Origin of the sequence: Dickeya dadantii NCPPB 898, from assembly GCF_000406145.1 — a bacterium.
Lineage (GTDB): Bacteria > Pseudomonadota > Gammaproteobacteria > Enterobacterales > Enterobacteriaceae > Dickeya > Dickeya dadantii.
This window is the reverse complement of sequence record NZ_CM001976.1, coordinates 1,744,983-1,758,664: the sequence shown is the minus strand read 5'-3', so window position 1 is coordinate 1,758,664 and position 13,682 is coordinate 1,744,983. Positions and strand designations below refer to the sequence as shown.

At 52.5% G+C, this 13,682-nt stretch carries 13 protein-coding genes and 1 pseudogene; 5 read left to right on the top strand and 9 right to left on the bottom strand.

What is annotated here, in order from left to right; genetic code table 11:
• Positions 1-313: 313 nt before the first annotated feature.
• From DDA898_RS08245 to DDA898_RS08235, 4 genes and pseudogenes are all read left to right on the top strand, one after another.
• A pseudogene (locus DDA898_RS08245) lies at positions 314-934 on the top strand (integrase core domain-containing protein); the annotation flags it as partial.
• Positions 935-1,524: 590 nt separating this feature from the next.
• On the top strand, positions 1,525-1,827 hold the full coding sequence (locus DDA898_RS23115) for a hypothetical protein (protein ID WP_148226870.1): 303 nt from the start codon (positions 1,525-1,527) through the stop codon (positions 1,825-1,827).
• Between the two features lie 693 nt (positions 1,828-2,520).
• Positions 2,521-3,738, top strand: coding sequence for an alpha/beta hydrolase family protein (locus DDA898_RS08240; RefSeq protein WP_038910872.1), 1,218 nt, complete (start codon positions 2,521-2,523; stop codon positions 3,736-3,738).
• 19 nt (positions 3,739-3,757) lie between these two features.
• The gene (locus DDA898_RS08235; RefSeq protein ID WP_236616719.1) at positions 3,758-4,528 is read left to right on the top strand and encodes an alpha/beta fold hydrolase; all 771 of its coding nucleotides are present in this window, start codon (positions 3,758-3,760) and stop codon (positions 4,526-4,528) included.
• Between the two features lie 302 nt (positions 4,529-4,830).
• Here DDA898_RS08235 and DDA898_RS08230 read toward each other — a convergent pair whose 3' ends face one another.
• The 6 genes from DDA898_RS08230 to nac form a co-directional block, all read right to left on the bottom strand.
• Entirely contained in the window at positions 4,831-5,565 is a 735-nt protein-coding gene (locus DDA898_RS08230; RefSeq protein ID WP_038910870.1) for an amino acid ABC transporter ATP-binding protein, read from the bottom strand.
• Complete coding sequence (locus DDA898_RS08225; protein WP_013317407.1) at positions 5,562-6,332, bottom strand: amino acid ABC transporter permease; 771 nt, start codon at positions 6,330-6,332, stop codon at positions 5,562-5,564. The genes DDA898_RS08230 and DDA898_RS08225 overlap by 4 nt, the downstream gene beginning before the upstream one ends.
• A 5-nt stretch (positions 6,333-6,337) precedes the next feature.
• Entirely contained in the window at positions 6,338-7,033 is a 696-nt protein-coding gene (locus tag DDA898_RS08220; protein WP_012770278.1) for an amino acid ABC transporter permease, read from the bottom strand.
• Positions 7,034-7,055: 22 nt separating this feature from the next.
• The gene (locus DDA898_RS08215) at positions 7,056-7,808 is read right to left on the bottom strand and encodes an SDR family oxidoreductase (RefSeq protein ID WP_013317405.1); all 753 of its coding nucleotides are present in this window, start codon (positions 7,806-7,808) and stop codon (positions 7,056-7,058) included.
• A gap of 122 nt (positions 7,809-7,930) precedes the next feature.
• Positions 7,931-8,362: an acetyl-CoA carboxylase biotin carboxyl carrier protein gene (locus DDA898_RS08210; protein WP_013317404.1), complete on the bottom strand. Its 432-nt coding sequence runs from the start codon at positions 8,360-8,362 to the stop codon at positions 7,931-7,933.
• Positions 8,363-8,470: 108 nt separating this feature from the next.
• On the bottom strand, positions 8,471-9,394 hold the full coding sequence (gene nac / locus DDA898_RS08205; RefSeq protein WP_013317403.1) for a nitrogen assimilation transcriptional regulator NAC: 924 nt from the start codon (positions 9,392-9,394) through the stop codon (positions 8,471-8,473).
• Between the two features lie 344 nt (positions 9,395-9,738).
• Here nac and DDA898_RS08200 point away from each other — a divergent pair, with 344 nt between their 5' ends.
• Positions 9,739-10,941 carry a pyridoxal phosphate-dependent aminotransferase gene (locus DDA898_RS08200; RefSeq protein WP_038910869.1) on the top strand — a complete coding sequence of 401 codons (1,203 nt, stop codon included), beginning with the start codon at positions 9,739-9,741 and terminating at the stop codon, positions 10,939-10,941.
• A gap of 292 nt (positions 10,942-11,233) precedes the next feature.
• On the opposite strand, the gene DDA898_RS08195 is transcribed toward DDA898_RS08200, so the two are convergent.
• Genes DDA898_RS08195 through pxpB form a run of 3 tightly spaced genes read right to left on the bottom strand, consistent with a single transcriptional unit; the run spans position 11,234 to position 13,677 of the window.
• On the bottom strand, positions 11,234-12,001 hold the full coding sequence (locus tag DDA898_RS08195) for a 5-oxoprolinase subunit PxpA (RefSeq protein WP_038912494.1): 768 nt from the start codon (positions 11,999-12,001) through the stop codon (positions 11,234-11,236).
• Between the two features lie 9 nt (positions 12,002-12,010).
• Entirely contained in the window at positions 12,011-12,991 is a 981-nt protein-coding gene (locus tag DDA898_RS08190; RefSeq protein WP_038910868.1) for a 5-oxoprolinase subunit C family protein, read from the bottom strand.
• A complete protein-coding gene (pxpB, locus tag DDA898_RS08185; RefSeq protein ID WP_038910867.1) occupies positions 12,988-13,677 on the bottom strand; it encodes a 5-oxoprolinase subunit PxpB in 690 nt (229 codons plus the stop codon). The genes DDA898_RS08190 and pxpB overlap by 4 nt, the downstream gene beginning before the upstream one ends.
• Between the last annotated feature and the right edge of the window lie 5 nt (positions 13,678-13,682).

Sequence of the window (13,682 nt, the reverse complement as noted above, 5' to 3'; positions counted from 1 at the left end):
CATAACAATCTAAATTGTAAATAAATTGACAAAAAATAATAAAGAAAAGAAACTATTTTATCGGATCTAAAATCGAAATAATCAGAAATCAAGCTTCGATGCAATCGATAACAAGAATTTTTTTACTTAGAACCACTTGTTTATACATTAAAATTTTTTTATTTTTTTGATTTTTATCAAATTTTAAAATGCAATTTTAAAAACAATATCACCTTGATTTAAAATAAATTAAAGCTTTGTGGAAAAAATCGGATTTTGAGCAAGCACCTCTGGAGAAGAGTTGACCATCAGGCAATACGCACGCCTTCTGACATGGAACCATAAACGCATTCATCGAATTTATTGCCTGTTAAAACTGAATTTTCGTCGTAAGGGAAAGCAACGCTTGCCAGTGCGCAATCCAGCCCCACTGGAAACGCCGGAACAACTGAACCAGAGCTGATCAGTCGATTTTATGCATGATGCGCTGGTGTGCGGCAGACGTTTTCGCACGTTCAACGTGGTGGATGATTTTAATCGTGAAGTGCTGGCGATTGAGATTGACCTGAATATCCCGGCACTGCGTGTCGTTCGTGTGTTGGAGCGAATAGTGGCAAATCGCGGATATCCGTTGAAACTGCGCATGGATAACGGTCCCAAACTCGTCTCTCTGACGCTGGCGCAGTGGGCGGAAGAGCATGGTGTAACACTGGAATTTATTAAACCGGGCAAGCCGACACAGAATGCGTTTATCGAACGCTTCAACCGGACGTACCGAACAGAAATACTGGATTTTTATCTATTCAGAACACTGAACGAAGTCAGGGAAATCAAGGAGCGCTGGCTGAACGAATATAACTGCGAGCGTCCTCATGAATCCCTGAATAACCTGACACTGGAAGAATACAGATTGATGGCTGGAAACCCGGAAACCTCAAAAAGTGCGTGGAACTAAAATAGGTGTGCTTACATCTGCCAATTTCAGGGCTTCTTCGCGGAATTCCGGCGAATGCTGTTTACGGGGCTTTTTATTGGTTGATGCTGGTTTTGTCATGAGTAATCACCTCTGATTGAGAGTGTACTCACTTAGTCACGCGTCCATTATTGCTGGGTAAGATCATTCGGGTCAGGGTCAGTTAAATGGATATTTCATTAATCCAATATGCCGACTTTCTTACCGGGAATGATAATTTTATTTTATCATTCCCTACAACATAAATACCAAAAGCGTAGTCCAGACTTCCATAAATACAGTTAAAGAGCTCGCTCTTGTAAGTTATTTGTCAATAAAGATAACACTTAGAAATAATGAATGTAATGATATTTATCCGGCTTTATGTTCAGATGCTTTCCAGCAACACGGCAGCGATTCATCTTATATTCATATACATGGTAGTAAAATGATATGAAAGATGGTGATACCTTAATCCTTGTCAGTGAAGCGATATGAAGATTGTTGGACTTGTAGCCAAGCCCAATAATGGTCTGTTCCGATAACTGTCTGTTAATGAAGTCAAAAACGTACAAAAACGTAAAAGGTGAGATATGAGCAAAGCGCTGGCTTTTATTTATCTGTTTACCTTAGGATTTTCTTCCATAACCTACGCAGCTCACGACGATGTCGTCAGCCAAAATAGAGGTGAAACAAAAGACGCTTTGTTGGTTTCTGTTAGCCAGGCCGGAGGGGCTGGACTTCCGGGCGGTAAAGATGGAAAACCCGGCATGAGCGGTTGCCCCGGAGGAACATCGCCCTCTTCTGATGGAAAATATTATCTGCCGGGAACGAATCAGGAATGCAATCCAGCTCATCATCGCCATAGAGACAAAAGATCGCCCCCAACGCTGTAATCCATGGGCATTTTTTCAATTCTTTAGAGATGAGATTACGCTGATGGCTTTTTCCTGAATGCATTTCTTTTCAAGGGAAATAATTAGCAACAATCTCATCTAACAATAGATATTCTATACCCTAAATAATTCGAGTTGCAGGACAACACATTAGTGTTGAACAACGCAGTGCGTTGGTCCGACAGGGCAAAGCTCATTAAGACCGTTGTAACGCGGCAAGAGAATAGCTTACTCAGGTAAGTGCTTCGGGTAAGGGAGCGCAAGCCAACACACCTGCAACTTGAAGTATAACGGGTATACAATTTAGCCAGAGGCACATCTGGTTTATTGATGCGGATTAATTTTGTAAATAATTATGGATAACCGTTTAAATAAATAAACTTACACGATCACATTTATACAATTAAAAGTGGAACGCTCAGGTAAAAACCTAATTCAATAATAAAATGATACATCGTCAGACACCCATTCCGGCACGGTATACTCTATTTTTCGATTATGGCGGCATCGTTCAATAAACGCCTTTACACACTGAGCCATCTGAACGCTGAATATGGGAATAATCAACAGGCGTCAATGTAAACGTACCTAATCAACTGATGATTTCATCATACCGGAAACCGTAGTTAGCCATAGTAAGTCCGTTTTTTGAACACTTGTACACTACACATTCACCAATAAGGATTAGCACTGATGCAACAGATCTTCATGGCTTGTCTCAGAATAATATCGCTATCTTTCATTTTTCTTGTTTTCACAGCCTCGGCAAATGACGCGCCGACAGCCGCTTCACCGGACAGTCGGCAACAACTTGCCGGCCTGATAAGGGAACCCCTTTCACTGCAAGTGACGCTGGATAACGGTCAACCAGCAACGCTGGATGCATTCGTTACCCGTCCCGTCAGTACCGGTCGACTGCCCGTAGTGTTGATAACAAATGGCAGCTCTTCCCCAGTATTTAACCGCATGATGGCAACGCCAACCCAGTTCTCGTCTGCAGCTATTGCGTTTGCACGGCACGGCTACGCTGTAGTCTCCGTTCTTCGTCAGGGATACGGGCAATCAAGCGGAACGACGGAGGGTGAAGGGAGTTCCTGCAATGAGCCTCGGCACATGCGAGCAGGAACAATAGATAAAAATAATATCACGGCTGCGCTTGCTGCGATCCGTCGCCAGCCCTGGGCATCGCAAGACAAGGCAATCCTTACCGGAATGTCTGCGGGAGGGTTTGCTGTCATAGCGACCAGCGCGGTGAATCCGGCAGGTGTACAGGCCATTATTAGTTTTGACGGAGGAAGAGGCGCGATTGATGGAAAATCATTTTGTGATAAAGCCGGACTATTAAAAGCGTTCGAATTGTACGGACGGACGGCACGTATTCCTACGCTCTGGCTTTACACCCAGAATGACCATCTCTTTCCCCCTGACATGGCCAGAGAGATGTTGAATGCGTATCAACGTGGTGGAGGCAACGCAGAATTCATTCTGATGCCTGCTTTCGAAGAAAACGGGCACACGTTTATAGAAAGTGCACCGGAAAGTTTCTGGTGGCAGCAAGTAGCCGGGTTTCTGGAGCAGCAGCATCTTCCGTTCAAAGAAATTGTCGCGCTTCCCGAAACGCATCTGCCATATCCTGCCCACCTGAATGCCGCCGGACGTGAGAATTTCAGATATTACGACGTCAGTCAGCGTTACGAGAAAGCGTTTGCGACTGACTCGAAAGGTAACTGGGGAGCGGCATACGGTATGCGAACTATGCGGGAAGCCGCTAAACAGGCACTTAAAAACTGCCAGCAGCGCCCAGGCGCCGTCGGGTGCGCCGTGTATGCCATCGGTAATCAGGTTGTCGCCGGAGTGCCCGCCGGGAAACCTGAGCATCAACAGGCATCCACTGTCTCAGTCTCTCCATAGCATTCGTTTAAGAAAATTTATGGAAACGTGGCCTTTTGATGAAAAGAGTAATCTCCTGCGCTGGCTGGACTGCCATCCCGGCGCGTCTCCTCTCGTTTACATTCATGGCCTCGGTTGTGCATCCAGTAGTGACTACCTGCCGGTAGTCACATCCCCCCACTATTCCGATACTCGCTCCTGGCTGGTAGATCTTCCTGGTTCAGGGTTCAGTGATAAGCCTGTGACTGCGCGATATGATTCGGGCAGTCTGTCAACCATGTTGCAAACCTGGATCACCAGTACAGGGGTATCCACTATCAGCCTGTTCGGCCACAGTGCCGGCGCATTTATCGCGTTAAAAATGGCCACAACCATGTCCCCGCAACCAGAGCGACTGATTTTATGTACCCCCGGTGTGAATGATTATGGTATTGCGTTGCTTGAAAGCATCACGGCGATGAGCGAAAGCGAATTTATCGCAACAGGATTTAAGCAACTGGTGATGCAGCTTAAAAATGAAGGCGGAAATGATGTCTGGCTTGGTCCATTTCAGGTCAGCTCTCCATTGGCTATTTATCAATGGGCTGAGTCGACTCTGGATGATAATCAAAAGAATTGGCTGGAAATATTGTCCCGTCTGCCGATCGCTAAAGGCGTTATTCTGCCCGATAACGCTTCTCCGGATGACATTGAACGATACATAAGTGCCGGATGTCTGGTTGAGTTAGTGCCTGACTGTAGCCACATGATGGCTTACGATAATCCGAATGGACTGGCAGCCGCGATATCCCGGATGATGTATCACCTTTAGCAGGCATAAATAATCCGTCGTTTATTGAAGTATTATTTCCACGCGAGCCGACATCTTCCAGTAGTGGCCTTCGCCCCAACATTTGCATCGCCCTAGTGAAGTGGCCCATGCAGGCCAGCTGAGAAGTCGTGTTATTCCTCGCCAGCAAGGATGCACAATCCTGACAGGCTACAGCCTCCCCCCCCCTGATGGCGGCACGATAATTGACAGTGCACGATGCTACCACCCCATCGCTGGGTACTCTGCTCTGACATAATCGCCACCAGGATTACCCTGGTGGAAACGGACTGATGGTCTTGTCATCAATTCAATAAATCACTCAGGAAACGCTGTGCACGAGGGTGCTGCGGTGCGCTAAAGAACTGTTCCGGCTTGGCCTTTTCGAGAATTTCCCCTTGATCCATAAACCAGATGGTATCGGCCACATCGCGGGCAAAATGCATCTCATGCGTAACACACATCATGGTCATGCCTTCCTGTGCCAGCGAACGCATCACGTTTAACACCTCGCCCACCATTTCAGGATCCAGCGCCGATGTGGGCTCATCAAACAACATGACCGGCGGCTTCATCGCCAACGCACGAGCAATAGCGACTCGCTGTTGCTGGCCGCCTGAAAGCTGTGCCGGATAGGCGTTGGCTTTGTGCGACAATCCGACGCGCTCCAGCAATTCACCGGCATGTTTACGTGCTTCGGAACGCTTGACCCCCAGCACTTTCACTGGAGACATCATGATGTTGTCCATCACCGATACATGCGGGAACAGATTGAAATTCTGGAAAACAAAACCAATCCGTGTGCGTAGCTGATTCAATCGCGTACTGCTGCCGTGAATATCCATGCCATCAAACAGAATCTGCCCTTGCTCAATAGGTTCAAGGCGGTTGACCGTACGAATCAGTGTGGACTTACCTGAGCCGGATGGGCCGCAAACCACCACCACTTCCCCCATGTTGACTTCGGCGCTAAGGTCAGTCAGCGCATGGTAGTCTCCATACCATTTGTTAACCTGATTAAACAAAATCATCGGGATCATGATGCTTCCTTATTCAGATTGCGGTTAGCTAAAAAAAGGGGGCTGTTCTGCCCTTCTCCCTGTGATGGCCGCTCGTTGAGCCGTTTGTTGGCAATATAGCTTTCAAGCTTATTCGCCAGCCATGTCAGACTAAAACAGATGATGTAATAACTCAGGGCGACAATCGCAAACACCTGAAATGGTTTGGTCAACAGCTGATTGCTAACCTGATTGGCGGCATAAGTCAGTTCCGGCACGTTGATGACGTAGCCAAGCGTACTGTCTTTGATGATCGACACCAGTTGGCTCACCAGGCTTGGCAGAGAATTGAACAAAGCCTGCGGTAAAACGACCAATCGCAGGGTTTTCAGGTAACTCATCCCCAGTGCCCGCGAGGCTTCATACTGGCCGTGCGGCAACGCCTGAATGCCGCCGCGGACGATCTCGGCGATGTAGGCGCTTTCATAGATAACCAGCGTGCAAAGCATGGTGGAAAAACCACTGATATTCTGCCCAATCAGCAGAGGCACGCAGAAGTACGTCCAAAACACCACCATCATTAACGGAATACCACGCAGTGTGTAGACCCACGCGGTGGCGGCCCAGCGTAATCCGCGCCACGGCGACAGACGCGCGAGCCCGACCAACACGCCAAGCGGAAAGGAGAGCACCACAGCCAGCAGCGAGATTAAAAGGGTACAAAGCACACCGCCCAGCGGCCCGTTCGGATATTGCCCCATCAGAAGCAGCATGCTGTGGTCGTGCAGAATAGTTAAAACGTCAAACATAGCGATTACCTCGCATACACGCGTTGAAAGTGACTCCCCAGCAGCGCCCCCAGCCCCATCAACAACAGTGAAAATGCCAGATATCCCAGCGTGCCAATCACATAAGCTTCGAAGGTGTGGAAGGTCTGATTTTCAATATCGCGTGTGACATACGTCAATTCAGCCACGCCGATGACCATCGCCAGACTGGTATTTTTAAACAACAACACCGTGTGGTTAATCAATGCAGGCAGCGCATTACGGATCCCCTGCGGCAAAATCACCTCTCGCATCGCCCGCATATAACTCATTCCCAGTGCGCGCGCGGCCTCATTTTGTCCATCGGGGATGGCGCGCAGGCCGCTGCGAATGTCTTCGGAGAAATAGGCCGCCTGACATAATCCCAATGCGAACATCGAGAAAAGAAACTCGGCATTGAACGCGTTGATCCAACCTTGTACCGATTCCGGCAGCAGCGTCGGAATAGCGAAATACCACATCATCAATTGGATAAGCGTGGGCACATTGCGGTGATAGGAGATGTATGCCGCCACCAGCCGCGTGGCGACGCGGTGTTCAGTCAGACGGATAACCAACAGCAACAGTGCGATAAACATGGCCAGCAGCCAGGCACCCAGCGCCAGTTCCAGCGTAACAGTCGCGCCTTGCACGACCATCGCGCCATAATGGCCTGTTAATACAGTACTAAAATCGAGCGCCATAATGAGCCTCCTGTACACCCGGTCAAACGACGTTTTCGCCGGGCCGCATCGTAGACAGCCCGCCGGGAACCTGAAGCGTCGGCGTAATTTCTATATTGCCGATGTTCACCGCCACCGGCGCGCCAATGGCAAAGGCCACACAATCGGCAATATCTTTTGCCTGTGGCAGCTCAAAGCCATCAATAAACCGTCGGCGGGCATCCTCATGATCGCCGGATACGTTGCCGAAAATATCGGTGGCGACCCGCCCCGGACAAATTTCCGTGATGCGAACACGTTTGCCATAACAGTCAACACGCAGTTGCCGCGATAAGGCATGTACCCCGGCTTTGGTCGCGTGATAAACCGAGTTGCCGTTAAAGTTATAAATAGCGGCGATAGAGGTAATGTTGATGACGTGGCCACAGTCACGCGCCACCATGCCCGGAACCAGCAGGCGGCACAGATGCAGTACCGCGCGCAGGTTGACGCTCAACTGGGTTTCAATCACCTCTTCACTGGCATTCAGGATAGAACCGGGGTGCGAGACGCCGGCGTTATTCACCAGAATATCAACCTGCAAATCACTGCACAGGTGGGTCAACGCATCGAGGTCAGCCACGTCCAGCGCATGGGGAATACAGCCGGTACGTTCAGCCAGTACGGCCAGTTGTTCCCGCCTGCGGGCAACCGCATGCACAGTGAGACCTTCCTGGCATAAACGTTCGACGATGGCTTCCCCCATACCGGCGGACGCCCCCGTTACCAGAGCGACTTTGTAATCTGAAAATGGCATTTTGCCTCTCCTGTCATGACTGCGGTCATCAATGCCGCAGCGTATTTATTGCGTATTTTTGACTCTATTCAGTTATGCCCCGGCGGTATAAGACATAAATGGTTTGAGGCGATAAGGGGGTCTTATAATCCTGATGCCATAGTCACATCATCTTGAATTTTCAAAATTTCCTGGCCGAACTCCACCACATCGCCATCGCTGACGGTGAAAGCAATCAGCCGCCCTGATACCGTGCTTCGAACAGGTAAATAAAGGGTGCCCACCTTCAGCATCGCCAACATCTCGTGTTGGTTAACCATCGCGCCCGGCACCGCGAAATTGCCGTCGAGCAGCGGATGGCGGAGTAACACGCGCCCCGGCGCGGGGGCACACAGCGATGTTGACGGCGCCGTTACGCAAGACGGTTTCGCGGGCGCGGCGGGCAATGCAACGTGTGGAACGGTGGTAAGACGAATCGACCATGTCTCGCCCTTTAGCGCGACATGCGAAATCGACGTGGCGCGCAGGCTTCGGGCCAGTTGCTGTAACACCTTCAGTGTGATCGTTTTTCCCATATCCGAACCCGGTTACCGGTAACTATTTTCAGTGAAGGTCTTCACTCTATCCTGTACGCACGGCTGACCAGTAAGAGGGTTTGGTTTTACGGTAATAAGGGCGGCTTATTAACTCACCAGCATCAGCGGGCGGTTATCCGGCGTTCGGTTCGACACCAGTGACAACAAAATAGACTTCACGGCCTCTGCCGGTTCCGAGAGCGGCAGATGGTCGGATATGCAAAACGAGAGCGAAGCATGGACATCCGGTTCGATAATTTTCGCCATCCACGCATCGGATGCCTTCAGCATCGCGCGTGCAGCGGACTCCGGCATGATCGTACAACCCAGCCCCTCCGCCAGCGCCGCATTGAGCGTAGTCTGCGACTCGATTTCACAGGCGACCCGGTAATCCAGCCCTTTCTTAACAAAAGCGTCATCCACACACTTACGCATGATGTTGTAGATGCGCGGCACGAACAGGTCGTAGTGCGCCACCTCGGCAAGCGCTATCTCTTTTACCGGCTTACCCAGACTGTTCGGACAGACAAAACACAGGTGCTCCCTCATTAAAGGAATAAAGCGCAGCCCGTGGATGGCACGGTTATCGTAGATCACCGCCATATCCATCCGCCCGTTCATAATCAGCTCGCTTAAGGTCGTGCCGAAATTTTCGTTAAAGTAGAGCACAATGCCGGGATGTTGGCGCTGCACCTCCTTCATCAGTGGAATGGCAAGCTGCTGCGCCGCCGTGCCGGGAGCCAGGCCGACGGAAACATTGCCGCACAATTCCATTCCTGAACGGTCGATAGCACTTTGCGCCTGCGCGCACTGGCGCAAAATCGCCTGCGCATGGGTATAAAGGATGTTACCGGCGGTGGTTGGCGTCACCCCGCGCTTGGTGCGGATCAACAGTTGCTGATTCACTTCCCCTTCCAGCGTCGCCAGTTGCTGGCTGAGTGCGGGCTGGGCGATATGCAGAATATCCGCCGCCTGGGTTAAGCTGCCCACATCAACAATTTTGATAAAATATTTCAGGCGACGTAGATTCATGGCGTTTCTCCAGTGAGGACCTTCTCATCACTTAAGCAACGGATATGCCAGTTATGATGATGGCGAAACCACACCGGCTACTTATGATGTAATTCGCTCACAATCCATACAATCGTCTCCCAACCCGCATTCCACCATGGGTACGCCGCACTGCGGCGGTGCAAATCGACACCGCATTGCATCGTTGCGGGGGCTTACCGTGGTTTCTGTCATTGCTTTGTATTATGTCGCCACAATAAAGCAGTATTATCCGCTCCCCAGCGCTGTTCCCTATCCTCAAACACGCATCACCCTCCACCGTGCGCAAGCGCGGTCCCCGCTGAACCAACTGGAACACCTGTGATATGCCAGAAATTGCCGATCGACTTAAAAACATAGCCATTTCAGCGTCCGTTGCGATGACGCAAAAGGCGCGGGATCTCGCCGCGCAGGGTATTGATGTTGTTGGGCTTTCCACCGGCGAACCGGATTTCCCCACGCCCGTACATGCGATTGAAGCGGCCCATGCCGCCGCACTCGCCGGAGACACACGCTATCCCCCCATCGACGGGACGCCGGCGTTGCGGATGGCCATCCAACGCAAATTCAAACGCGACAACGGGCTGGATTACGACCTGAGCCAAATCATCACCGCAGGGGGCGCCCGGCAGATCATCTTCAACGCCATGATGGCAACGCTGAATCCCGGTGATGAAGTGGTGATCCCCACGCCGTCATGGATTAGCTATGCGGACATTGTAAAATTCGCCGGTGCTACCCCCATCCCCGTGCCCTGCCATGAAGAACATGGCTTTAAGCCGCTGCCTGCGGATATCGCCGCGGCGGTAACCGCTAAAACCAAATGGCTGGTGCTGAACTACCCCAGTAATCCCACCGGAGCCGTCGCCAGTCGTGAAGAATTACAAGGTATCGCCGATGTGATGCTCGATAATCCGCATGTCTGGATCCTGAGCGACGATATCTATGAGCACCTGATTTACGACGACTGCGTATTCCTGACGCTGGCGCAGGTAGAACCGCGGCTGTACAACCGTGTGTTGACAGTCAATGGTGTGTCGAAAGCCTATTCCATGACTGGCTGGCGTCTGGGTTTTTGCGGCGGCCCTGCGTCGCTTATCAAAGCGATGAGTAATGTGAACACCCAGAACGCCGGCGGCATTACGACGCTGACGCAGGCGGCGGCTGTCGCCGTGCTGGATGGCCCTCAGGATTTGCTCAAAGAACGCGCTGCGATTTATCGAGAGCGCCGCGATTTTGTACTGGAGAAACTGGCTGCCATTCCCGGGCTGACGTGCCATAAGCCGCAGGGAGCATTTTATCTGTTTGTGAACATCGCCGCGTTTATCGGAAAAACCAGTGCCGCCGGGCGATTGATTGCCAGCGATACAGATTTTGTGATGGCATTAATTGAAGAGCAGCATGTGGTGACTGTTCAGGGAGCGGCCTATGGTATCAGTCCCTATATTCGCCTCTCGTACGCCACCAGCATGGAGCGTCTGCAAACCGGTTGCGAACGCCTCGCCGCATTTTGCAAAGGCTGCCGGTAAACACCACCACTCTCCCCGGTAGCGCGGATGCCTGCCGGGGCGACGCCCGCACCTCCCCACCAGATTACCACGCCCTGTTAGACACCGTTCGGAGCGCCTTCGTCATGTTGCGGCTGTCATCATGGTCGTGCGGTTTAAGCGTCTGGAAGACGGAAAAAAGAAGCTGGATGAGCGCGTCGGCCGAGGATGTCGGCGCGGGTCATGTTCAGTCTGGGTAGGATGGCGTTGAAAACAGTATCGGCATGTCGGGGAGACGTCCCCTCGCTCCCCGATAAATCAAATCACAGACACGCTACTGCAACACGTGGGTAGCCGGAGCCACCACTGCGCCGCAGGCTTCAATCTCGCTGCGGACAATCTGTGCAAGCCTCAGCGAACCCGGCGTATCGCTATGCACCAGAATGGACTGGGCGCGCACGGCAAGCGAGTGCCCCTCAACGGTGGTTATCGTGCCTTGCTGCAGGAACTGGCGCACCCGGCTACGCACCGCCTCTTCTTCTGTAATCACTGCACCCGGCGCACCGCGCGGCACCAGACGCCCCGTCGCGTCGCAGGCGCGGTCAGCCAGAAACAGAGGCAGGCTGGGTAAACCCACCTGTTGGGCTGCCCGTTCAATAATGGTATCCGCCTGACAAAAAATGATCAGCGCCGGGTCAAGACGGTAAATCGCCAGCATCACTTGCTGCGCCAGCGTCTCATCCCGATTAATCATATTGCCCATCGCCGCGTGAAAACTGACGTGCGACACGCTTACGCCATCGGTTCTGGCTATCGCCTGCAGTGCGCCGATCTGATAAATCACCTGCTGACAAATCTCATCGTGGCTAAAGGCCATCTCTTTACGCCCGAATCCTAATCTGTCTGGTAAACCGGGATGCGCACCGATGCCCACCCCCCGGTGCTTTGCCAGCCGTACCATTTTTGTCATGATGGACGGATCTCCCGCATGAAAGCCACAGGCGATATTCGCCGATGAAACCACTTGCATCAGGGCTGCGTCATCGCACAGTTGATAGACACCAAACCCTTCTCCCATATCGGCGTTCACATCTATTTTCATCATCTGTCGTCATCCGTTCATGTGGTTAAAGCAACGGGAAAAATCACGCAGTTGCGCCAGCCAGCCCTCAATCGCCCGCCGCGCCGCGATGGCCTGCTTCCCATCGCCTTGCATGAATTGAATCGACTGCCCGGCCTGTAGCTGCCCGAGCCGCCATAAATCCTCCTCAATCACACAGGCGATTTTTGGGTATCCCCCTGCCGTATTGGCATCGCTTAACTGAATGATCGGCTCCCCGGCGGGAGGAACCTGCACAATGCCGGGGATCAGGCCATAGGAGCGCATTTCAATGGTGTGGGAAGGGTAAATCGGTTCGCCGGAAAGCCGGTAACCGGTACGGTTACTTTGTCTGGAAATCTGCCAGGATTGCCGCCAGAAACGCGCATGCTCGGCCGCGAACAGGGCATACTCACCGGATGGAATAGCACGCACCGGCACCACGCCCTGATTCGCCGCCGGGAACACTTCGCACAGCGCCAGTTCCGGGGGTTCAATGCCTAACCCTCCCGGCGGTAAGGTGATTCGGCCGGCACCTGTCGGTAATCTATCGCCAGCCTGTAGCGGACGTCCGTCAACACCGCCAAACCCGCCGCGCAACGCCGTACTACGCGAGCCTAATACCTCGGGAACCGTAATTCCGCCCGCGACACAGAGGTAACCACGCGTACCGGAACGCGGATAGCGCATCTCCAACACCTGCCCTTTGGCAACCCGGCAGCCCCACCAGGGCGGCAGGTCGTCATCATCAAGCCGCGCACGGCAATCCGCTCCCGTCAGGGCGATCGTCATATCCTGTTGGAAACGCACACGAAAGGGGAACATTTGCACCTCAACGGCGGCGGCGTTATCGTCATTACCCAACAACGCATTGCCCGCCCGCAGAGCCAGCGGGTCCATCACGCCGCTCACCGACACCCCCAGATGACGAAAGCCAAAGCGTCCCAAATCCTGCACCGTGTTCAGCGCACCCGTGCGCTCGATTTCAATCACAGTTCGATCCTTTCGGGTAAAAAACGGATGTTATCACCGGGCGCCATCAATGCGGGGCTGGCTGCGTAAGGGTCAAAGACCTGCAAATCCGCATAGCCGATGGCGTTCCAGCCGTTGGGTCCGGTCAACACCGACACCCCCGTCTGTGCTCCGCCAATGGTAACCGTGCCCTTGAGCATATTGAGCGACGGTACTTTTTTACGCGGCGTCGCGAGCTGCGGATCCAACCCATGCAGATAACCAAAACCGGGGGCACTACCCAGCGCAACAACCGTGTAGCTCCCCTGATAATGGCGACGAATGACCTCTTTTTCGCTCAAACCGGTATGGTGGCAAACCGCTGCCAGATCGCTTGCCAGCACGCCGCCATAGTGAACCGGAATTTCGATCAGCCGTCCTTGCGGAGTCACTTCCCGTGCCTGCCGCCAGTATTCACGCAGCCGCTGCGGGAAAGCCTCCTCCTCTTCCGGGGTACGTTTGAGCAATACCAGCAAATTGGTGACGCCGGGAATCAGCGTTTCGACATCATCACAGTGAGCGAGTATTTGCGCCAGTGACCAGATGCGCCGCTGGGCAGCCAGGCTAAATTCCCCTGGCGCTTCCACCAACCAGGCCCGGCTCCCCATGGTCGAGAGGGTGACATCCGCCTCCTGAAAAACAGACGCGTGTTGCGCTAACCAGCCCATAACTT

Excerpts from the sequence above, each read along its gene's own strand:
- DDA898_RS23115 (WP_148226870.1), top strand. The coding sequence starts at position 1,525 with ATGAGCAAAGCGCTGGCTTTTATTTATCTGTTTACCTTAGGATTTTCT.
- DDA898_RS08240 (WP_038910872.1), top strand. The coding sequence starts at position 2,521 with ATGCAACAGATCTTCATGGCTTGTCTCAGAATAATATCGCTATCTTTC.
- DDA898_RS08235 (WP_236616719.1), top strand. The coding sequence starts at position 3,758 with ATGGAAACGTGGCCTTTTGATGAAAAGAGTAATCTCCTGCGCTGGCTG.
- DDA898_RS08230 (WP_038910870.1), bottom strand. The coding sequence starts at position 5,565 with ATGATCCCGATGATTTTGTTTAATCAGGTTAACAAATGGTATGGAGAC.
- DDA898_RS08225 (WP_013317407.1), bottom strand. The coding sequence starts at position 6,332 with ATGTTTGACGTTTTAACTATTCTGCACGACCACAGCATGCTGCTTCTG.
- DDA898_RS08220 (WP_012770278.1), bottom strand. The coding sequence starts at position 7,033 with ATGGCGCTCGATTTTAGTACTGTATTAACAGGCCATTATGGCGCGATG.
- DDA898_RS08215 (WP_013317405.1), bottom strand. The coding sequence starts at position 7,808 with ATGCCATTTTCAGATTACAAAGTCGCTCTGGTAACGGGGGCGTCCGCC.
- DDA898_RS08210 (WP_013317404.1), bottom strand. The coding sequence starts at position 8,362 with ATGGGAAAAACGATCACACTGAAGGTGTTACAGCAACTGGCCCGAAGC.
- nac (WP_013317403.1), bottom strand. The coding sequence starts at position 9,394 with ATGAATCTACGTCGCCTGAAATATTTTATCAAAATTGTTGATGTGGGC.
- DDA898_RS08200 (WP_038910869.1), top strand. The coding sequence starts at position 9,739 with ATGCCAGAAATTGCCGATCGACTTAAAAACATAGCCATTTCAGCGTCC.
- DDA898_RS08195 (WP_038912494.1), bottom strand. The coding sequence starts at position 12,001 with ATGAAAATAGATGTGAACGCCGATATGGGAGAAGGGTTTGGTGTCTAT.
- pxpB (WP_038910867.1), bottom strand. The coding sequence starts at position 13,677 with ATGGGCTGGTTAGCGCAACACGCGTCTGTTTTTCAGGAGGCGGATGTC.